We start from the raw sequence: 22,997 nt of genomic DNA, 5'->3' as shown, positions 1-22,997 counted from the left end.
TTAGCGTTTCTTGGGAGGTTTCGGTGTGGATTTGGGTTTGTTTGCCGACGCGGGCAACGGGGCCAGCGCCAGGGCGAAACCATTGGGGTAGCGCAGGTCGGCCTGCGTGATGGTGCGCCCTTCCAGGCGCCCCGACACGGCGGGCCAGGCCTGCACAAAACGTTGAATGCGCGCCGCGAAAGGCAGCGCGCCGGGCAGGCCGTGCGGGTCCGGCGCATCGGCGCCCGGATCGCGGCCCAGGTCCAGCAGCATGCCGTTGGACAGCACCACGCGCCAGGCGTAGCGCGGACTCAGCTCCAGCTGCTTGACGTGCATATCGAGCGGCGCGAACCAGCGCGCCAGCTCGGCGTAGCGTTGCACCACCAGCGACTCGGTGCCCTCGGGCCCGGAGAACTGCGGCAGCACCGTCTCGTCGTCCACTTCGCCCGTGTTGGCCGTGAACGCCTCGCCCCAGGTGTTGATCATCTGGTTCTCGTTCCACAGCGCCAGCGGCTGCTGCTCCTCGATGCGCACGCGCAGCACATTGGGCCAGATCCGCCGCACCGTGGCGTGGCGCACCCATGGCACCGACTCGAAGATCTCGCGCGCGTCGTCCAGGTCCACCGTGAAGAAGTTGCCCTTGAAGCGCCCCGCGATCGCCGCGCGCACCGCGCCCGGCGAGACATAGTGCAGCTCGGTGTCCGGCGTGGACTCCAGCTCGATGGCCGACAGCGTGAAGTACGGACGCTGCGCCACCCACACCACGCCCGCCAGGAGCATGGCGCAGACCGCCAGCACGGCAAGCGTGTTGGCGATCAGGTTGGTCGTGCGAGCGTCGTTCCACACAGAATGTCCGGGTCAAGTATTGCGAGCGGCGCTGTGCAACTTGCACGAGGCGTCGGCCAGGATCGTCACGCACAGCTCGGCATAGCTCATGCCGGTGGCGCGGGCCGCCATCGGCACCAGCGAATGGCTGGTCATGCCGGGCGAGGTATTCATTTCAAGCAGCCAGGGGCGGTTGTCGGCGTCCAGCATGAAGTCGGCGCGACCCCAGCCTTCGCAGCCCAGCGCGCGATAGGCGCGCACCGCGATGTCGGCGACCTCCTCGGCAACGGCAGGCGGCAGCGCCGCCGGGCAGAAGTACTGCGTGTCGTCGGAGAAGTACTTGTGTTCGTAGTCGTAGTTGCCGCCGGGCGCGGCGATCTCGATCACCGGCAGCGCGCGCGCGCTCTTGCCGCCGCCCAGGATCGCCACGGTCAGCTCGCGGCCCTGGATGAACTGCTCGGCCAGCACCTCGGCGTCGAACTTGGCAGCCAGGGCATAGGCTTCCTTCATGTCGGAATAGCCCACCACCTTGGTGATGCCCACGGTCGAACCTTCGTGCGGCGGCTTGATGATCAGCGGCAGGCTCAGGCGGTCCGGCACCAGGCGCAGTTCGGTGTCGGCATCCAGCAACTCGAATTCCGGCGTGGGCAGGCCATGCTGCAGCCACACGCGCTTGGTCATGGTCTTGTCCATGGCCAGGGCCGAGGCCAGCGGGCCGCTGCCGGTATAGGGGATGCCCAGCAGTTCCAGCGCGCCCTGGATCGAGCCGTCCTCGCCGAAGCGGCCATGCAGCGCGATGAACACGCGCTCGAAGCCCTCGGCGGCCAATTCAGCCAGGCTGCGTTCACCGGTGTCGAACAGGTGCGCGTCGACGCCGGCGCTCAGCAGCGCCTGGTGCACGCCGGCCCCGGACATCAGCGACACCTCGCGTTCGGCGGAACGGCCGCCGTACAACACACCTACTTTGCCGAATTTCGCGCTCATGCCAATTCTCCAACTTGGGCCGGGACCTTGCTGATCGAGCCCGCCCCCATGACGATCACCACGTCGCCATCGCGCACGAAATCGACCACCGCCTGCGGCAGGTCGGCCACGTCCTCGACGAACACCGGCTCGACCTTGCCGGCCACGCGCAGGGCGCGCGACAGGGCGCGGCCGTCGGCGGCCACCAGCGGCGGCTCGCCGGCGGCATAGACCTCGGTCAGCAGCACCGCGTCGGCCGTGCCCAGCACGCGCACGAAATCCTCGAAGCAGTCGCGGGTACGCGTGTAGCGGTGCGGCTGGAACGCCAGCACGATGCGGCGGTCGGGCCAGGCGCCGCGGGCCGCGGCCAGCGTGGCGGCCATTTCCACCGGATGGTGGCCGTAGTCGTCGATCACCGTGAAGGTGCCGCCGCCGTGCGCGGCCGGCACCGGGAATTCGCCCGTCTGCGTAAAGCGGCGGCCCACGCCCTTGAACGACGCCAGCGCGTCGCGAATGGCTTCATCGGACACTCCCAGCTCGGTCGCCACGGCGATCGCCGCCAGCGCGTTGCGCACGTTGTGCAGGCCGGGCAGGTTCAGCTCCACCTGCAGCGGCGGCAGCAGCGTGTCGCGGTGGCTGCGCTGCACGTTGAAGCGCATGCGCGTGCCGTCCGCCTGCACTTCGTAGCCGCGCACCATCGCGTCTTCGTTCAGGCCATACGAGGTAATGGGGCGCGACACGAACGGCATGATCTCGCGCACGTTGGCGTCATCGGTGCACAGCACCGCGCTGCCGTAGAACGGCAGGCGCTGGGTGAATTCGATGAACGCGCTCTTGAGGCGGGCCACGTCGTGGCCATAGGTGTCCATGTGATCCGCGTCGATGTTGGTCACGATGGCCATCACCGGCAGCAGGTTCAGGAACGAGGCGTCGGATTCGTCGGCCTCGACCACGATGTAGTCGCCCTGTCCCAGCCGCGCATTGGCGCCGGCGGAATTCAGGCGCCCGCCGATCACGAAGGTCGGGTCCAGGTCGCCGGCGGCCAGGATGCTGGCCACCAGGCTGGTGGTGGTGGTCTTGCCGTGCGTGCCCGCCACCGCGATGCCGCGCTTCAGGCGCATCAGCTCGGCCAGCATGATGGCGCGCGGCACCACCGGAATGCGCGCGGCGCGGGCCGCGATGACCTCGGGGTTGTCGCCCGCCACCGCGGTCGACGTGACGATGGCGTCGGCGCCGGTGACATTGCTGGCGACGTGGCCGATGGCGATGTTCACGCCCAGCGCGGCCAGGCGACGCGTCACGGCCGACTCGTTCAGGTCGGAGCCGCTGACGGTGTAGCCCAGGTTGAGCAATACCTCGGCAATGCCGCTCATGCCGGAGCCGCCGATGCCTACGAAATGGATATGTTGGATTCTGTGTTTCATGATGAACGCCCCGCTGCTTGTTCACAGACGTCGGCGATATGCGCCGCCGCTTGCGGGTGCGCATGCGCGCGGGCCCGTTCTGCGACGGCTTGCAGTTCTTGTCGATTGCGCTGGCCCAGCCAGTCCGCCAGCCACTCGGGGCTCAAGGCGCTCTGCGGCTGCAGCCAGGCGGCCTGCGCGTCGCTCAGGAAGCGCGCGTTGGCGGTCTGGTGATCGTCGATGGCATGGGGGAACGGCACGAACAGCGCCGCCACGCCCGCCGCGGCCACTTCGGACACCGTCATGGCGCCCGCGCGGCAGATCAGCAGGTCGGCGTCGCCCATGGCGCCGGCCATGTCGTCGATGAAGGCGCGGCAGTCGGCCGCCACACCCGCCTGGGCGTAGGCCTGCTGCAGCGCCGGCAGATGTTGTTCGCCGGCCTGGTGCACCACCACTGGACGACGCTCCTGCGGCAGCCGCGCCAGCGCCTGCGGCACGGCGGTGTTCAGCGCCTGGGCGCCCAGGCTGCCGCCCACCACCAACAGCCGCAGCGGGCCGTCGCGGCCGGCGTAGCGCCGCGCCGGATCGGGCAAGGCGCACAGGTCGGCGCGCACCGGGTTACCCATGGCCTCGCCCTTGGGCAGCACGCCGGGAAAACCACTCAAGACGCGACGGGCCATGCGCGCCAGCCACTTGTTGGCGGTGCCGGCCACGGCGTTCTGTTCGTGCACCACCAGCGGCGTGCCGCGTAGCGCCGCGATGACGCCGCCGGGAAAGGCGACATAGCCGCCCATGCCCAGCACTACGTCCGGCCGCACCGCCGACAACCGCGACCAGGCCTGCGCAAAGGCGCGCACCAGCAGGAACGGCAGCTTCAGCAGTGCAGCCGCGCCCTTGCCGCGCACGCCGGCGAAACGCAGCGGCACCAGCTCGATGCCGCGCGGCGGCACCAGCTTGCCTTCCATCTTGTCGGGATTGCCCAGCCACAGCACGCGCCAGCCGCGCTGGCGCAGCACATCGGCCACGGCCAGGCCAGGCATGATGTGGCCGCCGGTGCCGCCGGCCATGATGAGGATGGTGCGCGACGACGCGGTCATACCCGTCCCCCGCGCATCATGATGCGGTTTTCCACATCCACCCGTATCAGCATGGCCAGGGCGCACAGGTTCATCACCACGCCCGAACCGCCATAGCTCATCAGCGGCAGCGTGAGGCCCTTGGTCGGCAGCAGCCCCAGGCACACGCCCATGTTGATGAAGGCCTGCACGCCGAACCACATCGCCACGCCATGCGCCACCAGGCCCGCGAAAGTGCGTTCCATGGCGATGGCCTGGCGGCCGATGTCGAAGCCGCGGTAGACGATGATGGCGAACAGCGAGATCACCAGCATCACGCCGGCGAAGCCGAGTTCCTCGCCCACCACCGCCATCAGGAAGTCGGTATGGGCTTCCGGCAGGTAGTGCAATTTCTCGACGCTGGCGCCCAGGCCCACGCCCAGCCACTCCCCGCGCCCCAGGGCGATGAGCGAATGCGACAGCTGGTAGGCGCTGCCGTAGGCGTTGTCTTCGTTCCAGGGATCCAGATAGGCGAACAGTCGCGCGCGGCGCCACGGCGACAGCCAGATCAGCATCAGGAAAGTGCCCACCAGCACCGCCAGCAGGCTGCTGAAATACTTGCCGTTGATACCACCCAGGAACAGGATGCCGATGGCGATCGCCACGATCACCATGAATGCGCCCAGGTCGGGCTCGAGCAGCAGCAGCATGCCGACGCCGGCCAGCGCGAACGCCATCGGCAGGAAGCCGCGGGCGAAGGCCTGCATGTGTTCCTGCTTGCGCACGGTGTAGTCGGCGGCATAGAGCAGCGCGGCCAGCTTCATCAGTTCCGACGGCTGGAAATTCAGCGGACCCAGCGGGATCCAGCGATGCGCGCCGTTGACCTCGCGGCCGATGCCCGGAATCAGCACGGCCACCAGCAGCACCATCGCCACCACGAACAGCGGCACCGCCAGGCGCTGCCAGACACGGATCGGCACCGCCAGCACAACCGCGGCCGCCACCAGGCCGGCGCTGATGAACAGGCCGTGGCGGATCACGAAGTAGTAGCGGCCATAGGAGGCATAGCGCGGACCGTCGGCCAGCGCGATCGATGCCGAATACACCATCAGCAGGCCGAGCAGCAGCAAGGTCGACGCCGCAATCGCGAGCGGCATGTCGAAATTGCGCATGCGGGTACGGCCGGGCCGTACGGCATTGACGCTGGCGGTGAGATCGGCGATCAGGCTCATGCCACCTCTCCCCGGTCGCGGGCCAGGTCTTCGACCTCTTCCACGAACACTTGCCCGCGGTGCGGGTAATTGCGGAACATGTCCAGGCTGGCGCAGGCGGGCGAGAGCAGCACCACGTCGCCGGCCTGGGCCAGTTCGGCGGCGCGGCGCACGGCGTCGCGCAGCGATTCCACGGCGATGCAGTCGACGCCGGTGGCGGCCAGCACGCGGCCGATCTCGGGGCCATCCTGGCCGATCAGCAGCACGGCGCGCGCATGGCGCGACACGACGGGGATCAGCGGCGAAAAATCCTGGCCCTTGCCCTGGCCGCCGGCGATAAGCACCACCGGCTGGCCCATGCCTTCGAGCGCGGCCACGGTGGCGCCGACGTTGGTGCCCTTGCTGTCGTTGATGTAGTCCACGCCGCCGATACTGCGCACGAAGGCGGCGCGATGCGGCTCGCCCGCGTATTCGCGCAGGGCGCGCAGCATGGGGCCCCAACCGAGGTCGAGGCAGCGCGCCAGCTGCAATGCGGCCAGCGCGTTCAAGGCATTGTGGATGCCGCGGATGCGCAAGGCATCGACCGGCATCAGGCGGCTCATGCGGCCCTTGGCGCGGGTCGGCTCCGGCGCGTCCTTCTTGCGGCGCACCGGCGCCACCGGTTCGTCGAAATCGAGCGGCTCGGCCGCCACCAGCCAGGCCACGCCCTGGCCCAATTCCAGCCCCATGTCGCCGACCAGCTCAGGCACCTCGCGGCCAAAGCTGCGCACCGGCATGGCGTCCAGCGACGGCACCATGTCGACGGTGTACGGATCGTCGCGGTTGACGATGGCGATGCGCGTCATCTTCAGCAGGCGCGCCTTGGTCCGCGCGTAGGCGTCCATGCCGCCGTGCCAGTCCAGGTGATCCTGCGTCACGTTGAGCACGACGGCCGCGTCGGCCATCAGCGTGTGCGTGGTCTCGAGCTGGAAGCTCGACAGTTCCAGCACCCACACCTGCGGCAGGTCGTCGGCATCCAGCGCCTGCATCAAGGCGGTCAGCGCGGCCGGGCTGATGTTGCCGGCGGCCAGCACCGACAGGCCGCTGGCCGCCACCAGGTCGCGCGTCAGCGCGGTGACGGTGGTCTTGCCATTGGTGCCGGTCACGGCCAGCACGCGCGGGCGGTACTCGCGGGTCTCGGCCAGTTCGGCCAGCGCCCGCGCAAACAACTCGATCTCGCCGATGACCTCGATGCCGCGGGCCTTGGCCTCGCGCAGCAGGTCGCCGGCCGGCGCGCCGTCCGGCGCGAGCCCCGGGCTGACGACGACCTGGCTCACGCCGTCCAGCAACGCGACATCGAAAGACGTATCGCAACCCAGGCGGTATTCGACCTCGGCCTGCGCCAGCGCGTCACGCAACGCGGACAGCCCACCCGGCTCCGCGCGCGTGTCGGCCACGCGCAGGCGGGCGCCCTGGCGGGCGCTCCAGCGTGCGGCGGCCACGCCCGACTCGCCCAATCCGAGGATCAGGACGAGCGGCGCATCGGCGCGGGAGGTTTCCATCGTGTTCATCGCAACTTCAGGGTAGAGAGGCCAATCAGCACCAGCATCATGCTGATGATCCAGAAACGCACGACCACCTGGGTTTCCTTCCAGCCGCCAACTTCGAAGTGATGATGCAGCGGAGCCATGCGGAATATGCGTCTACCTGTTCCATAACGTCGCTTGGTGTACTTGAACCACGTCACCTGGATCATCACCGACAGGGTCTCGACCACGAACACGCCGCCCATGATGAACAGCACGATCTCCTGGCGCACGATGACCGCGATGGTGCCCAGCGCGCCACCCAGCGCCAGCGCGCCGACGTCACCCATGAAGACCTGCGCCGGATACGCGTTGAACCACAAAAATGCCAGCCCCGCGCCGCCGATCGCCGCGCACAGCACCATCAATTCCGATGCCCCGGGGATGTACGGGAACAGCAGGTACTTCGAATAGTCGACACGGCCGACCACGTAGGCAAAGATGCCGAGCGCGCTGCCGACCATCACGGTGGGCATGATCGCCAGGCCATCCAGGCCGTCGGTCAGGTTGACGGCGTTGCTGGTGCCGACGATCACGGCCCACGTCAACGCCACGAAACCAAGCACGCCCAGCGGGTAGCTGACGGTCTTGAAGAACGGCACGATCAGGTCGGCGCGCGTCGGCAGCGACATCGTGAAGCCGCTGCCCACCCAGGCCTTGAACAGCGGCCACAGCTCGGTGTTGGCGGGCGCCGACACGGCGAACGCCAGATAGACCGCGGCCACCAGGCCGATGGACGCCTGCCAGAAGAACTTCTGGCGCGCCGGCATGCCTTCGGGATCGCGATAGACCACCTTGCGGTAATCGTCCATCCAGCCGATCCAGCCAAAGCCGAACGTCACCAGCAGCACCACCCACACGAAGCGGTTGGTCCAGTCGGCCCAGAGCAGCGTGCTGATGGCGATGGAAATCAGGATCAGCACGCCGCCCATGGTCGGGGTGCCGGTCTTGACCAGGTGGCTTTCCGGGCCATACGAACGCACGGCCTGGCCGATCTTCATCTCGGTCAGCTTGCGGATCACGCGCGGGCCGGCCACCAGGCCGATCAGCAGCGCGGTGGCGCACGCCAGCACCGCGCGCAGCGTGATGTACTCGAACACGCCCAAGGCGCGCACATCATCGGAAAGCAGGCGGGCGATCTCAAGCAGCATGGTTGTCCCCCTGCCCCTTGGACGCCTGTCCGTCATTCGAAATAAAAGCCGTCACTACCCGCTCCATGCGCATAAAGCGCGATCCCTTTATCAATACGCAGGACGCGCGCAGGCCGCGCAATGCGGCAACGACTTCGTCTACCGATGCGCAGGCGTGCGCGCCCGTGCCGAACGCGGCCGCGGCCGCCCGGCTGGCATCGCCTAGCGTGATGAGCGCGTCGAGGCCAAGCTCGCGCGCGTAATTGCCCACCTCTTCATGCATGGCGGGGCCGTTGTCCCCGACCTCGCCCATGTCGCCCAGTACCAGGACGCGGGTTCCGGCGATACGCGCCAGCACGTCGATGGCCGCGCGAACCGAGTCGGGGTTGGCATTGTAGGTGTCATCGATGAGCAACGTTCCGTCACTCAATTTCTTGTATTGCATGCGGCCCGCCACGGGGCTGAAACCGGCCAGCGCCCGTACCGCCACGTCCAACGGCGCCCCCGCGGCGATGGCACTGGCGATCGCCGCCAGCGCATTGCGCAGGTTATGCACGCCGGGCACCGGCAGCGTCAGGTCGGCGCTGCCCACCGGCGTCACCACGCGGCAGCGCGTCGAATCGACGTCCGCCAGGATCTGCTCGGCGTAGACATCCAGGCCGGGCTGCAGGCCGAAACGCAGCGCGCGGCGCGGCGCGGCCAGCCTGTCCCAGATGGCCGCGTAAGGCTCGTCGCCCGGATAGACCGCCACGCCGTCCGCCGGCAGCGCCGCGATGGCGGCGCCATTTTCCAGCGCCACCGCTTCCACGGTATGCATGAACTCCTGGTGCTCGCGCTGGGCATTGGTCACCAGCGCCACGCTCGGCGCCGCGATGGCCGCCAATTGGGCGATCTCGCCCGGATGATTCATGCCCAGCTCGAAAACGGCGGCGCGATGTTCCGGGCGCAGGCGCAGCACGGTCAACGGCACGCCGATGTCGTTGTTCAGGTTGCCGGCCGTGGCCAGGCGGCCGGCCTCGCCGCGCCAGCCGGCCAACATGGCCGAGATCATTTCCTTGGTGGTGGTCTTGCCGTTGCTGCCCGTCACCGCCACCACCGGCAGCTTGAAACGGGCGCGCCAGGCCGCGCCGATGCGCATCAGCGCCACGCGCGTATCGCCCAGCACCAGCTGCGGCAGGCTCGATTCCGGCACCGCGTGCGCCACCACCGCGGCGCAAGCGCCGCGCTCTGCGGCCTGGTCCAGATAGTTGTGCGCGTCGAAGTTCTCGCCCACCAGCGCCACGAACAACTCGCCGGCGCCAATGCGTCGCGTATCCGTGGAAACGCCCTTGACCAGCGGCAGCAGCAGCGCCAGGCGCGCCCACTCGCGATCGTCGAAGGGCAGCTTCTCGCCGGCGATTTCCTGATAGGTCTCGTGGCCCTTGCCTGCCAGCAGCACCACGTCCTCGGGCGCGCTGGCCCAGATGGCCTGCATGATGGCGCGGGCGCGGTCGACCTGCACTTCGACCGCCACCGACGCCGGAATGCCGGCCAGGATCTGCGCCACGATGGCGTCGGGCGACTCGCTGCGCGGGTTGTCGCTGGACACCACCACGTGATCCGCCAATTCGGCGGCGATGCGGCCCATCTCCGGGCGCTTGCCGGCATCGCGATCACCGCCGCAACCGAACACGCACACCAGGCGGCCCGCCCGCGCCTGGGCCACGGGGCGCAATGCCATCAGCGCGCGCGCCAGCGAATCGGGGGTATGGGAGTAGTCCACCACCACCAGCGCGCCCCGGCCCGCATGGGCCTGCGTGCTGGCGGCAACCGGCTCCACGGTCTGCAGGCGGCCGTCGACCGGATCGGTCGCGGCCAGTTCGCGCGCGATCTGCGCGAACGGCAGGCCCAGCTTGTACAGCACGCCCGCCACCAGCAACAGGTTGGAGACGTTGTGCGCCCCCAGCAGGCGCGTCACGATCTGGGCCTCGCCATGCGGCGACACCAGCGTGAAGATCTGGCCTTGCGCGGTGGCCTGCAAGTCGCGCGCGCGCATCGCCGCGGGAATCGCGGGATCCGCGCTCAGGCTGTAGCCCATCACCGACAGGTCCGCCGGCAGCGAAGCGATCAGGCGGCGCCCGGCTTCGTCATCGGCATTGACCACCGCAGCGCTCAGGCCGGGCCAGCGGAACAGGCTGGCCTTGGCCGCCTCGTAGCGTTCCATGGTGCCGTGATAGTCGAGGTGATCGCGGGTCAGGTTGGTGTAGGCAGCCAGCGCCACCCGCACGCCGTCCATGCGACCCTGCTCGATGCCGATCGACGATGCCTCCATCGCCACCGCCTTGGCGCCGGCATCGCGCATGGCGGCCAGCAGGCGATGCACGGTCAGCACATCCGGGGTCGTAAGATGGCCGCCCAGCGTCTGCCCGTCGGGCAGCACGGCGCCCAGGGTGCCGATGGTGCCGCAGGGCTTGTCGTTGCGGCCCAGTGCGTGGGCGATCCATTGCACCGACGAGGTCTTGCCGTTGGTGCCGGTCACGGCCACCACGGCCAGCGTGGACGACGGCCGGCCGTACCAGGTGTCGCCCAGCTCGCCCAGCAGGGCGCGCAGGCCGGTCACCGGCAGCATCGGCGTATCGCCGGCGGCGGCCGCGGCCTCGATGGCCGCGGTCGCGGGCGCTTCGAACAGCACCGCGCTGGCGCCCAACGCCAGCGCCTTCTCTATATATAGACGGCCGTCGCTGGACAAGCCCGGGCAGGCGACGAACACGTCGCCCGGCTCGATCTCGCGCGAGTCCAGCTTCAGGTGCGCGGTCAACGACACGCGCGAATGCAACCACGCCACGGCTTGTTCGACCGTGGCGGCGGGGGATGAGAGGAAGCCCTTGGCGCTCATCTGCCTGGCTCCTTGATACCAGCAACAATTGTCGATTCGAAGGGCGCGTCCGGCCGCACCCCCATCAACCGCAGACTCCCACCGACGATATGGGAGAACACAGGCGCGGCGATCGCGCCGCCGTAATAACCGCCGACCGTGGGCTCGTCGATCGAGACGGCCACCACGATCTTGGGGTCGGACACCGGCGCAAAGCCGACGTACGAGCTGCGATAGCGCTGCATGCTGTACTTGCCGTCGACGATCTTGCGCGCGGTGCCGCTCTTGCCGGCCACGCGGTAGCCCTGGACCTGGGCGGCCTTGGTGCCTTCCGGACCGGCAGCCGCTTCCAGCATACCGCGCACCAGCGCGGTGGTCTTGGGCGTGTAGATCTTGACGCTGGTCGGATCGCTGTCGCGCTTGACCAGGGTCAGCGACACCATGTCGCCGTTGCGGGCGAACACCGTGTAGGCGCGCGCCACCTGCAGCAGCGACACCGACAGGCCGTAGCCGTAGGCCATGGTGGCCTTCTCGATCAGGCGCCAGCGATCCCACGGACGCAGGCGGCCGGGCGCCGCGCCGGGGAATCCCACCTGGGGCGCCTGGCCCAGGCCCAGTTCTGTGAAGCGATCCCACATTTCACGGGATTCCAGCTTCTCGGAGATCATCGTCATGCCGATGTTGCTGGACTTGCGCAGCACGCCGGCCACGTCCAGCGTGCCATTGCGGCTGACGTCGCTGATGGTGCTGCCCTGGTAGGTGAAGCGGCCATTGCCGGTCTCGAACAGGGTCGAGGTGGTGATGCGGCCCAGGTCCAGCGCCAGCGCGGCGGTGAACGGCTTCATGATCGAGCCGGGCTCGAACGTGTCGGTGATGGCCTGGTTGCGCAGGTTGGCGCCGTGAAAGGTCTCGCGCTTGTTCGGATCGAAGGTCGGCACGTTGGCCAGCGCCAGGATCTCGCCGGTATGCACGTCGACGACCACGGCGGTGGCGCCCTTGGCCTGATGCTTGTCCATGGCGTCCTTCAGTTCCTTGAACACCAGGTACTGAAGACGCGTATCGATCGACAGGCGCAGGTCGCGGCCGTCCACCGGCAGCGTCACGGCCTGCACGTCCTCGATGACGCGGCCCAACCGGTCCTTGATGACGCGGCGGCTGCCCGGCCGGCCCGACAGCTGCTGGTTGAAGGTCAGCTCGACGCCTTCCTGTCCCTGGTCCTCGACGCTGTTGAAACCCACCACGTGGGCCATCACGTCGCCGTCCGGGTAATAGCGGCGGGTCTCGGGCTGCTGGTGCACGCCCGGCAGGCCGAGCTGCTTGATCTTGTCGGCCACGTCCATCGCCACCTGACGCTTCAGGTAGACGAAATTCTTGTCTTCTTCCACTCGGCGGCGCAGGTCGGCCACCGGGGTTTCCAGCAGTTTGGCCAACGTATCCAGCTGGGCGGGCGTGGCCTGCTTGAGGTCCTCTGGGATCGCCCAGATGGCTCGCGCCGGCACGCTGGAAGCCAGCACGGCGCCGTTGCGATCCATGATCTTGCCGCGCGTCGCGGCCAGCGTCAGCGTGCGCTCGTAGCGGCGCTCGCCCTGCTGCTGCAGGAATTCCGTGGACAGCCCTTGCAGGAACAGCGCGCGGCCGGCCAGCACGGTGAATCCGCCGAACAGCAGGATCAGCACCAGGCGCGCGCGCCAGGTCGGCAGCTGCCCGCGCAGCACCGGATTGTCGAAGAACGGAACGCGCTTCATTGGGCACCTCCGCTGGCCGGGACCGGCGCCTGATTCAGATACAGCGTGCGGTCAGGCACGATGGGAATCATCTTCAGGTTGTCGCGGGCGATCACGTCGACCCGGGCATTGCGCGCCAGTTCGGCGCGTTCCAGCTGCAACCGCCGCCAGTTGGTTTCCAGGTCGCGCTCCTGCGCCTGATCGCGGCCCAGCTCCACGAAAAGCTGGCGCGACTGATACCGGCTGGTGACCAGGGAAATGGCCGACAGCATCAGCAAAGCCGCAACGATCAGGTTGACGCGACCCATCAGCGGCGCCCTCCCTTGCCGCCGCGGCGCGGCGGCGGAGCCAGGTCGCTGCCGGGCAGCGAACCGATTTTCACGAAGGCCATGCCGCCCTCGGCGGACAAGGGCGTGGCGGTGCGTTCGGCAACGCGCAGCACCGCCGAGCGGGCGCGCGCATTGGCCGCAACCTCTTCGTCCTCGGCCAGCACGCGTCCCAGGGAACGCAATACGGGTTGGGGCATTTCGCTTTCGCGCAGGGGCAGGCGCGCATGCGCGGCAGCCGGACGAGCCGCCGCCGCGATGCACTGCTTGACCATGCGGTCTTCAAGCGAATGAAAGCTGATCACCGCCAACCTCCCCCCCGGGGCGAGCAGGCCTAGAGCTGACGCGAGGGTGCGCGCGAGCTCTTCGAGTTCCCGATTGATGTAAATCCGTAGAGCTTGAAAGGTGCGTGTGGCCGGATGCTGCCCCTTTTCGCGCGTGCGGACGGCGCTGGCGACGCACTCGGCAAGCTCGAGCGTGGTGCGCAGCGGCCTTGTTGCGCGGCGAGCAGCAATCGCCTTTGCAACCTGAAAAGCAAACCGTTCTTCGCCATAATCCGCTATGACCTCCCGCATCTCATCCACACTGGCTTGCGCCAGCCAATCCGCCACCGTGGGTCCACGAGTGGTGTCCATCCGCATGTCGAGCGGGCCATCCCGCATGAACGAGAAGCCGCGCTCGGCATCATCGATCTGAGGCGACGACACGCCCAGATCCAGCATCACGCCATCGACCTTGTCGATGCCGAGCTGCCGCAACTCTTCGGCCATGGTGGCAAAGCCGCCATGCACCACCGTCACCCGGGAATCCGCCGCCGCCAACGCATTGGCCACCGCGATCGCCTCGGGATCCTTGTCGAACACCACCAGGCGGGCCGTCGGTCCCAGGCGGCCGAGCAGCTCGCGGCTGTGGCCGCCGCGACCGAAGGTGCCGTCGACGAAGACACCCCGTTCCGCTCGCGTAGCCGCAGCCGGCTCGTCGCCGGGCTGCGACCGTGCCGCGCCCTTGCCGCCGAAATCGGCCAGCAACAGCGCGTCCACCGTCGGCTCCAGCAGGACGGGCCGATGTTCGAATTCCATAACTCTTTCAGAACGAAAACTGATTCAACACATCCGGCATACCCTTGGCCAGGTCCTCAGCCTCGCGGCTCGCCAGGGTAGCGGCATCCCACAGCTCGAAATGAGCGCCCAGACCGAGCAGCATCACATCGCGCGTCATACCGGAAGCGTTGCGCAGTTCAGGCGCGATCAGGACGCGGCCGGAGCCGTCCAGTTCCACGTCCTGAGCGTTGCCCAGCAACAGCCGCTGCAACGCGCGCGCCGTCATGGGAAAGGCGGCAATCTGCTCGCGCTTCTTTTCCCACTCGGGCCGCGGGTACACCAGCAGGCAGCCGTCTGGATGGCGGGTCAGGGTCAGGCGGCCTTCGGCCTGCGCCATCAGCGCGTCACGATGCCGGGTCGGAATCGAGATCCGTCCCTTGGCATCCAGCGTGAGCGCGCTGCTTCCCTGAAACACCACTTTTACCCCACTTAATTGCACAATTTCCTACTATTTCCCACTCTACGGTATGGCAATGGGGCGGTCAAGCGCGCGGTTGCAATTTTTTCAATCACAACAAGGACTTAGAGCAACTTGTAAATACGCAAAAAGAAAAACCTCCCAATAAATCAGGAGGTTGCGTCACTATCTAAAAGTGCTTCTTAAGAAGTGGCGGCTAACAATGCCTTTGCATTGTTTTACCCAGCCCGCTTGCCGAAGACTGGCGGGCGTTGCGCGCCAGGTGGCGGATGTCGGGGCGAAAAAAAAGCCCCGTGGCGCCGCGCGCCGCTTGAAATCCAATGCAGGACGGATCTATAGGCCGGATTCTGTACACCAGGTTTCCCTGGCGGACGATCATTCCTCTGCGCGGATCATTGCTGAGCCGCTGTAGCCACCTACCCGCATGCTCGGACGGAGCCGCCCTTCGCGGCCCGAAAGCCGCACGCATGCCTATTTGATGTTGCTCCGGGTAGAGGTTGCCGCGTTTCACCCTGCGATGCCGCCGACCGTTGCCGGCCGGCGCGATACGGAGATGGCCGTATCTGTGCGCGACTGGCGCGCCCGCCCCGCAGACTCGTCTCTGTGGCCCTATTCCTCGGCCGCGCCCGAAAACGCGGCCGGACGGCCGTTAGCCGCTACCCTGCCCTGTGGAGTCCGGACCTTCCTCGATGGACTTGCATCCACCGCGATCGCCCGATCCGCCCTGCGGTGCGTATTCTAGTACAGCTCTCCGCTCCGTCCCCGAACACCATCCCGGGTTCCTGCGACAATACGGCCTGATCCGCTTATCCGCCGCAAGAACGACCTCACTACATGGCCCTCGCAACGCTCATCACCCTGACCGACATCCAGCTGGCCTATGGCCACCATCCGCTGCTGGACCACGCCGACTTCGCCATCCAGGCCGGCGAGCGCATCGGCCTCATCGGCCGCAACGGCGCCGGCAAGTCCTCGCTGCTGCGGCTGCTGGACGGCCGCACCGTTCCCGACGACGGCGACATCGCCCGCAGTTCGGGGCTGCGCGTGGCCACGGTCGAACAGGAGCCGGAGCTGGACGAAAACGCCACTGTCTTCGACGTTGTCTGCAACGTCGAAGGCGACCACGAAGACTGGCAACGCCCGTCGCGCGTACGCGCCATGCTGGAAAAGCTCGGCCTGCCCGCGGACGCCCAGATCGCCGGCCTGTCGGGCGGTACGCGCAAGCGCGTCGCGCTGGCCCGCGCCCTGGTCGAGGAGCCCGACCTGCTGCTGCTCGACGAGCCCACCAACCACCTCGACTTCGACGGCATTGCCTGGCTCGAAGAAATGCTGCGCGCCTGGAAGGGCGCCGCGGTCATCATCACCCACGACCGCCGCTTCCTCGATTCAGTGGCCACTCGCATCGTCGAACTCGACCGCGGCCGGCTGCTCAGCTTCCCCGGCAACTTCTCGCAGTGGCAGGAGCGCAAGGCCCAGTGGCTGGAATCCGAGCGCCTCGAACAGGCGCGCTTCGACAAGCTGCTGGCCCAGGAAGAAGTCTGGATCCGCAAGGGCGTGGAAGCCCGCCGCACCCGCAACGAAGGCCGCGTGCGGCGCCTGGAACGCCTGCGGGTGGAACGCGCCGAGCGCCGCGAACGCGTCGGCGACGTATCGCTGGCCTTGGCTGAAGGCCAGCGCTCCGGCAAGCTGGTGGCCGAACTGGAGCACGTCGGCAAACGCTTCGGCGACAAGATCGTGGTGGACGACTACTCCACCACCATCCTGCGCGGCGACCGCATCGGCATCATCGGCCCCAACGGCGCCGGCAAGACCACGCTGCTCAAGCTGATCCTGGGCGAAATGCAGCCCGACAGCGGCAAGACCCGCACCGGCACCAACGTGTCGGTGGCCTATTTCGACCAGATGCGCGCCCAGCTCGATGAGAACGCAACGCTGGTCGACATCATCAGCCCGGGCAGCGAATGGGTCGAGATCGGCGGCACCCGCAAGCACGTCATGAGCTACCTGGGCGACTTCCTGTTCTCGCCCGCCCGCGCCGGCTCTCCGGTGCGCAGCCTGTCAGGCGGCGAACGCGCCCGCCTGCTGCTGGCCCGCCTGTTCGCGCGTCCCGCCAACGTGCTGGTGCTGGACGAGCCCACCAACGACCTCGATATCGAAACGCTGGAACTGCTCGAGGAACTGCTGCAGGAATATTCGGGCACCGTCCTGCTGGTCAGCCACGATCGCGCATTCCTGAACAACGTCGTCACCCAGACCATCGCCTACGAAGGCAACGGCCACTGGCGCGACTATGTCGGCGGATACGACGAATGGGTTGCCCAGCGCCCCGCCCCGGCGCCCGCCTCCAGCGCGGACGACGATGCCGCCAAGGCGGCGCGCGCGGCGGACGAAGCCGCGGCCCGCGCCAAGGCCGCCAAGCCGAAACCGGCGCGCGCGGCGAAGATGAATTCGTGGGAATTGCGCGAACTCGAAGGCCTGCCCGATGCCATCGCCGCACTTGAGGCGCAGCAGGCCGAACTGGCCGGCAAACTGGCGGACGGCAGCCTGTACCGCGATGCGCCCGCCGAAGTCGAACGCATCAACGCCGAGCTGTCCAAGCTGGAAAGCGAACTCGAGGAAAGATTCGCGCGCTGGGAATTGCTCGAGGCGCGCCGCGAAGGCGCCCTCTGAGATGACTCGGCCGCCCTCTTATATATAGAGGGCGGCGGCCGGCGCGATCAGATGGCCGCGCGCCAGGTCAGCGTCTCGCCCGCCGCCAAAGGCACCAACGCGGTATTGCCGAACGGCAGCTCTTCGGGAATCTGGAAGCTTTCGCGCACCAGCGTCAGGGTTCCGGTATTGCGCGGCAGGCCGTAGAAATCCGGACCATGGAAGCTGGCGAAACCCTCCAGCTTGTCGAGCTTGCCGACGGCGTCGAACGCCGTGGCGTAAAGTTCCATCGCGTGCAGCGCGGTATAGCAGCCCGCACAGCCGCATGCATGCTCCTTCAGGCCGCGCGCATGCGGCGCGCTGTCCGTGCCCAGGAAGAAGCGCGGACTGCCGCTGGTCGCCGCTTCCACCAGCGCCAGCCGATGGGTTTCGCGCTTGAGGATCGGCAGGCAATACCAATGGGGCCGCACGCCGCCCTGGAAAATCGCGTTGCGGTTGTACAGCATGTGCTGCGGCGTGATCGTGGCCGCGATCGGGCCTTCGGCATCGCGCACGTACTCGGCGCCTTCCTTGGTGGTGATGTGTTCGAACACCACCTTCAGGGCCGGGAACGCACGGCGCAGCGGCTTCATCACGCGCTCGACGAAGATCGCTTCGCGGTCGAACACATCGATCGACGGGTCGGTCACCTCGCCATGGACCAGCAGCGGCATGCCGCATTTTTCCAGCGCTTCCAGGGCCTTGGCGCACTTGCCCAGCAGGTCGGTCACGCCGGCGTCGGAGTTGGTGGTGGCGCCGGCCGGATACAGCTTGACCGCATAGACCTGGCCCGATTCGTGCGCACGAAAGATTTCTTCGGCCGAGGTATTGTCCGTCAGGTACAGCGTCATCAGCGGCGTGAAGGCGTCGACCTTGCCACCGGCCTTGGCCAGCGCCGCCAGGATGCGGCCGCGGTAGGCCAGCGCCTGCTCGGTGGTGGTCACCGGCGGCTTCAGGTTGGGCATGATGATGGCGCGCGCGAATTGCCGCGCCGTATCCGCCACCACAGCTTCCAGCGCCGCGCCGTCGCGCAGGTGCAGGTGCCAGTCGTCAGGGCGGGTAATCGTCAGTTGGGTCGTGTTTTGCGTAGACATATGGAAGCTTCTTAATCTGCCAGCGGCATGCCCCGTTCGGCCAGCGCGCAGAACATCGCGCTCCCCAGGGGAATGACGGCATCGTTGAAATCGAAATGCGAGTTGTGCAGTACGCAGCCGGACTCGGCTCCGCCCTGGCCCAGCCGGAAGTAGGCGCCAGGCTTACTTTGCAGCATGAAGGAAAAATCCTCCGATCCCATCGAAGGCACCAGATCGCGCACCACGTTTTCCTTGCCGATCATCTCGGTCGCGATATCCGCGACCAGATTGGCATGCTGCGGCGTATTCAGCGTGGCGGGATAGATGCGTTCGTAGGTGAGTTCGGCGGTGCCGCCGAACGCGCCGGCGATGGCCGTGACCAACTCGCGCATGCGTGTCTCGACCATCTCCTGCACCGACTTGCGGAAAGTGCGTACCGTGCCCACCAGGCGGGCCTCGCGCGGGATCACGCTCATCGCGCCCGGGTGCCCGGCCTGCAGCGATCCGATGGACACCACCGCGGAATCCAGCGGATTGACGTTGCGCGACACGATCGTCTGCAATGCCGTGATGACCTGGCCGGCGATGGTGACCGGGTCAATGGTCTGATAAGGATGCGCGCCGTGTCCGCCGCGACCGGTGATCAGGATCTCGAACCGGTCGGCCGCCGCCATCATGGGGCCTGGATTGATGCCGATGGTGCCGGGCCGCAGGCCCGGCCAATTGTGCAACGCATAGATCGCGTCACAGGGGAAGGTATCGAATAACCCGTCCTCCATCATGGCTTTCGCCCCGCCTCGCCCTTCCTCGGCCGGCTGGAAGATGAGCACGGCTGTCCCATCGAAATTGCGGGTCTGCGCCAGGTACTTGGCCGCGCCGATCAGGACCGCCGTGTGGCCGTCATGACCACAGCCATGCATCAGACCCGGCTTGGTCGACTTGTGGCCGAACTCGTTGTCTTCGGTCATCGGCAAGGCATCCATGTCGGCACGCAGGCCGATCATGCGCCCGCTATCACAGCGTCTGCCGCGGATCACGCCTACCACGCCGGTCTTGCCAATGCCCCGGTGCACCTCGATTCCCAGCGCTTCCAGCGCTCCCGCGACGATCCCGGAGGTCCGGACTTCTTCGAAGCCCAATTCAGGATGGGCATGCAAGTCGCGCCTCAGCGCCGTCAATTCGTCATGAAACAGGCGAATTGATTCCAAAGGAGAACGTGCGTACATAGGAGGTTACAGAATGACGTGGGAAGGGGGACGGTTGGGATATTTTAGTTGCTACAGAGGATAAATGCCTTTGTCTTTACGGGAGAGACACGTTATGCTCCGGCCGCAGGACAATTTTTCCAACAGCCAGAGAAGGAGCGCCGCATTATGGCCACAACCTCCAAACCCGCGACCGCGCGCAAGCCGAACGCTGCATTCATGAAGCCCCTGACTCCCAGCGCCGAACTGGCTGCTGTGATCGGTTCGGAAGCCGTGCCGCGCACCGAGGTCACCAAGAAGATCTGGGAATACATCAAGAAGCACAACCTGCAAGATGCGAGCAACAAGCGCAACATCAACGCCGATGCCAAGCTGCGCCCGATCTTCGGCAAGGATCAGGTCACGATGTTCGAACTGACCAAGCTGGTCAACGCACATCTGAAGTAAGCAGGCAAAGGGCGTACCCCGTACGTCCCTGCCTCGATACTGTCGCGACGCCCTGGCTTGAACGCCGGGCGGAACCGACTTCCTGTGGCACCTCCACGCCACAGCCAGGCAAGCATCCCCGCTTTGCCGCGCCAGTGCCATACACGCAATGGGTACATGGCCAAACTCCCCAACTTTTCCGCCCACCACGCATCATCATGCGTAATTGCAGCGCGCGAGCCGTGTCATCAGTGCGCCATTGCACACCCGCAATGACTTCGCCACGCTCCGCAAGCAATCGCACGAATTGCCGCAAAGCCGCGCCACGCCTGGCTCATGCAACTTTCCCTGGATGTGGCGGCAAACGCGCTTGCTGCGCCTCTTGCAGCAACCAGTTCCGGAATGCCATGGCTTGCGGCCGTTGCAAGGCCGCGCGCGGATAGACCAGCCAGTAGCTGTAGTCATTGGCCAGCACCGTGTCGAACAACTGGACCAGGCGGCCCGCGCGCAGATCGTCGGCAGCCAGCAGCAGGCGTCCCAGCGCCACGCCTGCGCCATCGGCGGCGGCCTGCAACACCAGCGCGGCATCGCTGAATTGCACTCCCTGCTCCAGATCGAGCGACACGCCAGCCAGTTCGCACCATAGACGCCAGGCTGCACGCGGTTCGTCATGCAGCAGCATGACCTTCGCAAGATCGGCCGGTTCGGTCAAAGCAGGCGGTCCTTGCGCCAGGTCCGGATGACATACCGGACTGAGATATTCCCGTGCGATCAAATCGGCTTTCAAACCTGGCCAGCGCCCCAGGCCGGACCGTATCCCCAGATCGAATTCATCGTTGCCCTCCCACAATCGCGTCGCACTGGAAACACGGAATTCAATCTCGGGGTGACGTTCGCGAAACGCCGGCAACCGCGGCAGCAACCAGCGCGACGCAAAAGATGGCAACACCGTGATCCGCAAAGGCCCGTCACGGCGCTCCCGCACCCGCTCGGTCGCCGCCGCCATCCGATCAAACGCGAGCGATAGCTCATCCAGGTAGGTCTCGCCCTTGCGGGTCAGGGCCAATACATGGCCACGCCTTTCGAACAGCGGCCTGCCCAGCCATTGTTCGAGCTGTCGGACCTGGTGGCTGATGGCGGCCTGGGTCACGCAGAGTTCCATTGCCGCGCGCGTGAAACTCAGGTGCCGCGCAGCGGCTTCAAAAGCGCGTAACGCACCCAACGGAGGCAGGCGTCGCATGGTCGATTAGCTGGAGTTATCGAAGGCATGAGAATAGATCGTTTGGCCACGCCGGATAAGCCTCTTCTAATAACGGCTCCGCCGGCAATCGAATCCCCGCGTGCCGGCTCATACACGAAAAAGGAGCGGCAATGGCGGGTTGGGAAACATGGGCGGCATTCCTGGGTTACGCGGTACCCATGATCATCAGCCCGGGACCCGGCAATACCTTGCTGGCCACTGCGGGAGGCCGCCACGGCGTCGGCGGCTCGGTGCCATTCTGGGCTGGTTTCGAGGCAGCCAACCTGGCGTTGTGCCTGATTTACGGCCTGGGCCTGGGTGGCGCCCTGCATGAGCATCCGGAGATACACGCGGCCCTGAAATGGGCCGGCATCGTCTACCTTCTCTACCTGGCGTGGGGGTTCTTCCGCGCCTCCGCCAAACCGTCCAGCCAGGCAGCCGGCGGCAAGCGGCTCGGCTTCATCGACGGCTTCATCTGCGTGATCTTCAACCCGAAGATCCATTCGATGATCGCGGTCATGTTCGCGCAGTTCCTGGCGCCCGACGCCAACCTGTCATCGCAGGTCGGCCAGCTCAGCGCCGCTTTCGTCGTACTGGGCCTGTTCTGCCATTTCCCGTGGATCTACGGCGGCAAGGTGATACTTGGACGCTTTGAATCGCCCCGCGCATTACGGATTCAGGCTGCGGTGTTTGGCACCTCCATGCTGCTGGTGGCGCTGTATGTCGTCTTGAACTGAGCCAGGCGTTCCTGCCGGGACGGCGGGCGACATGCCCTGGCTTGCGCAAACATGATTCCCCGGGCTCGCTGTAAATGAAAAGGCCGACGGTGACGTCGGCCTTTCTAACGGAAATCGCCCGGGATCAGGCGTAGCTGGTCGGCGCGGTACCTTCCAGCAGGGCCAGCCAACCCTTGATCAGGCGATACAGGCCCCAGACCACCGTCGCGACCACGCCGATCCATCCAATATAGATGACCAGGGCCAGGCCGCTGATGGCGAGCCACAACAGCGCCCACCAGAAAGTGCGCAGCAGCCAGTCGAAATGGGCGGCGTAGACGGTGCCGGCGGCATCCGAGCGCTTCAGATACATCAGCACGACGGCCGCCAGCGTGGCAATGCCCAGGAAACCACTGGTCAGAAAGCCCAGGGCAAACAAGCCATAGGCCACATGGGTCAGCGTGCGCAGGTCTAATGCCGTACCGGGCGCGGGGGTCTGGGTATCACTCACGATTACGCTCCAACAATTGACTCGGTCAATCTTACCGCACAAAGCCAGCCGGCCCACGAGCGTTGTTATTTAGGCACATTCAATGCTGGCGCGGCTTGCAGGCTTGCTCGAGGAGATTTTGGCTGTCCATTTTCAGCGCCGGGAAGATCACCGGAACGTCGATTGCGCGAGCTGTCGGGCCGCCTTGAAGGGAGCATCGCCGAGGTGAAACCGGCTCCGCAAGTCATCGACCCAACAAACAAGAACCCCCATGCGGCGCCAGCCGCACGGGGGTTCTTGTTTCACACGCCACAAAAACAAAACCCCACAGGCGCGAGCCTGTGGGGTTTTGAGCAATAAAAGCCTGACGATGACCTACTTTCACAGACGTCCGTCCACTATCATCGGCGCAAAGGCGTTTCACTGTCCTGTTCGGGATGGGAAGGAGTGGTACCACCTTGCTATGGTCGTCAGGCGTAACGGGTTGAGAGATTGCCTTTGGGGACAACCGCTCCAATCTTGGAAGAAGCGCAACGTGTGGGGATCAGAGAGTGTCTCGATGATCCCGCACAGTGGGTGTAATTGGTGTTGGCTGGCTGCTGACGG

At 66.6% G+C, this 22,997-nt stretch carries 19 protein-coding genes, 1 rRNA gene and 1 other RNA gene; 3 read left to right on the top strand and 18 right to left on the bottom strand.

Features of this window, described 5'->3' with window-relative positions:
- The 13 genes from ACVN9Z_RS11340 to rnpB all read right to left on the bottom strand — a co-directional run bounded on the left by ACVN9Z_RS11340 (window position 1) and on the right by rnpB (window position 15,279).
- The gene (locus ACVN9Z_RS11340) at window positions 1-825 is read right to left on the bottom strand and encodes a cell division protein FtsQ/DivIB (RefSeq protein ID WP_047992646.1); all 825 of its coding nucleotides are present in this window, start codon (window positions 823-825) and stop codon (window positions 1-3) included.
- A gap of 12 nt (window positions 826-837) precedes the next feature.
- The gene (locus tag ACVN9Z_RS11335; protein WP_024067750.1) at window positions 838-1,788 is read right to left on the bottom strand and encodes a D-alanine--D-alanine ligase; all 951 of its coding nucleotides are present in this window, start codon (window positions 1,786-1,788) and stop codon (window positions 838-840) included.
- On the bottom strand, window positions 1,785-3,191 hold the full coding sequence (murC, locus tag ACVN9Z_RS11330) for a UDP-N-acetylmuramate--L-alanine ligase (RefSeq protein ID WP_024067749.1): 1,407 nt from the start codon (window positions 3,189-3,191) through the stop codon (window positions 1,785-1,787). The genes ACVN9Z_RS11335 and murC overlap by 4 nt, the downstream gene beginning before the upstream one ends.
- On the bottom strand, window positions 3,188-4,267 hold the full coding sequence (gene murG, locus ACVN9Z_RS11325) for an undecaprenyldiphospho-muramoylpentapeptide beta-N-acetylglucosaminyltransferase (protein WP_024067748.1): 1,080 nt from the start codon (window positions 4,265-4,267) through the stop codon (window positions 3,188-3,190). The genes murC and murG overlap by 4 nt, the downstream gene beginning before the upstream one ends.
- Window positions 4,264-5,457 carry a putative lipid II flippase FtsW gene (gene ftsW, locus ACVN9Z_RS11320; protein ID WP_006388781.1) on the bottom strand — a complete coding sequence of 398 codons (1,194 nt, stop codon included), beginning with the start codon at window positions 5,455-5,457 and terminating at the stop codon, window positions 4,264-4,266. Before ftsW ends, murG begins: the two co-directional genes overlap by 4 nt.
- Window positions 5,454-6,986 (bottom strand): UDP-N-acetylmuramoyl-L-alanine--D-glutamate ligase, encoded by a 1,533-nt coding sequence (gene murD, locus ACVN9Z_RS11315; protein ID WP_047992647.1) that lies wholly within the window; start codon window positions 6,984-6,986, stop codon window positions 5,454-5,456. Before murD ends, ftsW begins: the two co-directional genes overlap by 4 nt.
- The gene (gene mraY, locus ACVN9Z_RS11310) at window positions 6,983-8,152 is read right to left on the bottom strand and encodes a phospho-N-acetylmuramoyl-pentapeptide-transferase (protein ID WP_006388779.1); all 1,170 of its coding nucleotides are present in this window, start codon (window positions 8,150-8,152) and stop codon (window positions 6,983-6,985) included. The genes murD and mraY overlap by 4 nt, the downstream gene beginning before the upstream one ends.
- On the bottom strand, window positions 8,142-11,006 hold the full coding sequence (gene murF, locus ACVN9Z_RS11305; protein WP_006388778.1) for a bifunctional UDP-N-acetylmuramoyl-L-alanyl-D-glutamate--2,6-diaminopimelate ligase MurE/UDP-N-acetylmuramoyl-tripeptide--D-alanyl-D-alanine ligase MurF: 2,865 nt from the start codon (window positions 11,004-11,006) through the stop codon (window positions 8,142-8,144). The genes mraY and murF overlap by 11 nt, the downstream gene beginning before the upstream one ends.
- Window positions 11,003-12,730 carry a peptidoglycan D,D-transpeptidase FtsI family protein gene (locus ACVN9Z_RS11300; protein WP_006388777.1) on the bottom strand — a complete coding sequence of 576 codons (1,728 nt, stop codon included), beginning with the start codon at window positions 12,728-12,730 and terminating at the stop codon, window positions 11,003-11,005. The genes murF and ACVN9Z_RS11300 overlap by 4 nt, the downstream gene beginning before the upstream one ends.
- Window positions 12,727-13,017, bottom strand: coding sequence for a cell division protein FtsL (gene ftsL, locus ACVN9Z_RS11295; protein ID WP_006388776.1), 291 nt, complete (start codon window positions 13,015-13,017; stop codon window positions 12,727-12,729). The genes ACVN9Z_RS11300 and ftsL overlap by 4 nt, the downstream gene beginning before the upstream one ends.
- Window positions 13,017-14,114 (bottom strand): 16S rRNA (cytosine(1402)-N(4))-methyltransferase RsmH, encoded by a 1,098-nt coding sequence (gene rsmH, locus ACVN9Z_RS11290; protein ID WP_054480574.1) that lies wholly within the window; start codon window positions 14,112-14,114, stop codon window positions 13,017-13,019. Before rsmH ends, ftsL begins: the two co-directional genes overlap by 1 nt.
- A 7-nt stretch (window positions 14,115-14,121) precedes the next feature.
- A complete protein-coding gene (gene mraZ, locus ACVN9Z_RS11285; RefSeq protein WP_006392946.1) occupies window positions 14,122-14,550 on the bottom strand; it encodes a division/cell wall cluster transcriptional repressor MraZ in 429 nt (142 codons plus the stop codon).
- A 323-nt stretch (window positions 14,551-14,873) separates the two neighbouring features.
- Window positions 14,874-15,279: RNase P RNA component class A (gene rnpB, locus ACVN9Z_RS11280), an RNA gene on the bottom strand.
- Between the two features lie 108 nt (window positions 15,280-15,387).
- Between rnpB and ACVN9Z_RS11275 the strand changes: the two genes are divergently transcribed.
- Entirely contained in the window at window positions 15,388-17,223 is a 1,836-nt protein-coding gene (locus tag ACVN9Z_RS11275; RefSeq protein WP_006388772.1) for an ATP-binding cassette domain-containing protein, read from the top strand.
- Between the two features lie 47 nt (window positions 17,224-17,270).
- On the opposite strand, the gene pyrC is transcribed toward ACVN9Z_RS11275, so the two are convergent.
- Entirely contained in the window at window positions 17,271-18,335 is a 1,065-nt protein-coding gene (gene pyrC / locus ACVN9Z_RS11270) for a dihydroorotase (RefSeq protein ID WP_006388771.1), read from the bottom strand.
- Window positions 18,336-18,346: 11 nt separating this feature from the next.
- Window positions 18,347-19,540, bottom strand: a complete 1,194-nt coding sequence (locus ACVN9Z_RS11265; RefSeq protein ID WP_006388770.1) for a M20 aminoacylase family protein — start codon at window positions 19,538-19,540, stop codon at window positions 18,347-18,349.
- A 147-nt stretch (window positions 19,541-19,687) separates the two neighbouring features.
- Between ACVN9Z_RS11265 and ACVN9Z_RS11260 the strand changes: the two genes are divergently transcribed.
- Window positions 19,688-19,966 carry an SWIB/MDM2 domain-containing protein gene (locus tag ACVN9Z_RS11260; protein ID WP_006217453.1) on the top strand — a complete coding sequence of 93 codons (279 nt, stop codon included), beginning with the start codon at window positions 19,688-19,690 and terminating at the stop codon, window positions 19,964-19,966.
- Between the two features lie 313 nt (window positions 19,967-20,279).
- On the opposite strand, the gene gcvA is transcribed toward ACVN9Z_RS11260, so the two are convergent.
- Window positions 20,280-21,185, bottom strand: coding sequence for a transcriptional regulator GcvA (gcvA, locus tag ACVN9Z_RS11255; RefSeq protein WP_054518232.1), 906 nt, complete (start codon window positions 21,183-21,185; stop codon window positions 20,280-20,282).
- Window positions 21,186-21,364: 179 nt separating this feature from the next.
- Between gcvA and ACVN9Z_RS11250 the strand changes: the two genes are divergently transcribed.
- Complete coding sequence (locus ACVN9Z_RS11250) at window positions 21,365-21,922, top strand: LysE family translocator (RefSeq protein WP_232254242.1); 558 nt, start codon at window positions 21,365-21,367, stop codon at window positions 21,920-21,922.
- A gap of 124 nt (window positions 21,923-22,046) precedes the next feature.
- On the opposite strand, the gene ACVN9Z_RS11245 is transcribed toward ACVN9Z_RS11250, so the two are convergent.
- Entirely contained in the window at window positions 22,047-22,412 is a 366-nt protein-coding gene (locus ACVN9Z_RS11245; RefSeq protein WP_006388767.1) for a DUF4870 family protein, read from the bottom strand.
- 341 nt (window positions 22,413-22,753) lie between these two features.
- A 5S ribosomal RNA gene (rrf, locus tag ACVN9Z_RS11240) occupies window positions 22,754-22,866 on the bottom strand.
- Between the last annotated feature and the right edge of the window lie 131 nt (window positions 22,867-22,997).

It is taken from the genome of Achromobacter sp. KK8 (assembly GCF_054188005.1).
This window is presented reverse-complemented; position numbering and strand designations above follow the sequence as displayed.

What these genes read in the sequence shown, in the direction of transcription:
- ACVN9Z_RS11275 (WP_006388772.1), top strand. Translation starts at nt 15,388, where the DNA reads ATGGCCCTCGCAACGCTCATCACCCTGACCGACATCCAGCTGGCCTAT.
- murD (WP_047992647.1), bottom strand. Translation starts at nt 6,986, where the DNA reads ATGAACACGATGGAAACCTCCCGCGCCGATGCGCCGCTCGTCCTGATC.
- gcvA (WP_054518232.1), bottom strand. Translation starts at nt 21,185, where the DNA reads ATGCGACGCCTGCCTCCGTTGGGTGCGTTACGCGCTTTTGAAGCCGCT.
- ACVN9Z_RS11300 (WP_006388777.1), bottom strand. Translation starts at nt 12,730, where the DNA reads ATGAAGCGCGTTCCGTTCTTCGACAATCCGGTGCTGCGCGGGCAGCTG.
- ftsW (WP_006388781.1), bottom strand. Translation starts at nt 5,457, where the DNA reads ATGAGCCTGATCGCCGATCTCACCGCCAGCGTCAATGCCGTACGGCCC.
- rsmH (WP_054480574.1), bottom strand. Translation starts at nt 14,114, where the DNA reads ATGGAATTCGAACATCGGCCCGTCCTGCTGGAGCCGACGGTGGACGCG.
- ACVN9Z_RS11335 (WP_024067750.1), bottom strand. Translation starts at nt 1,788, where the DNA reads ATGAGCGCGAAATTCGGCAAAGTAGGTGTGTTGTACGGCGGCCGTTCC.
- ACVN9Z_RS11250 (WP_232254242.1), top strand. Translation starts at nt 21,365, where the DNA reads ATGATCATCAGCCCGGGACCCGGCAATACCTTGCTGGCCACTGCGGGA.
- murF (WP_006388778.1), bottom strand. Translation starts at nt 11,006, where the DNA reads ATGAGCGCCAAGGGCTTCCTCTCATCCCCCGCCGCCACGGTCGAACAA.
- ACVN9Z_RS11265 (WP_006388770.1), bottom strand. Translation starts at nt 19,540, where the DNA reads ATGTACGCACGTTCTCCTTTGGAATCAATTCGCCTGTTTCATGACGAA.
- murC (WP_024067749.1), bottom strand. Translation starts at nt 3,191, where the DNA reads ATGAAACACAGAATCCAACATATCCATTTCGTAGGCATCGGCGGCTCC.
- mraY (WP_006388779.1), bottom strand. Translation starts at nt 8,152, where the DNA reads ATGCTGCTTGAGATCGCCCGCCTGCTTTCCGATGATGTGCGCGCCTTG.
- murG (WP_024067748.1), bottom strand. Translation starts at nt 4,267, where the DNA reads ATGACCGCGTCGTCGCGCACCATCCTCATCATGGCCGGCGGCACCGGC.
- pyrC (WP_006388771.1), bottom strand. Translation starts at nt 18,335, where the DNA reads ATGTCTACGCAAAACACGACCCAACTGACGATTACCCGCCCTGACGAC.
- ftsL (WP_006388776.1), bottom strand. Translation starts at nt 13,017, where the DNA reads ATGGGTCGCGTCAACCTGATCGTTGCGGCTTTGCTGATGCTGTCGGCC.
- ACVN9Z_RS11260 (WP_006217453.1), top strand. Translation starts at nt 19,688, where the DNA reads ATGGCCACAACCTCCAAACCCGCGACCGCGCGCAAGCCGAACGCTGCA.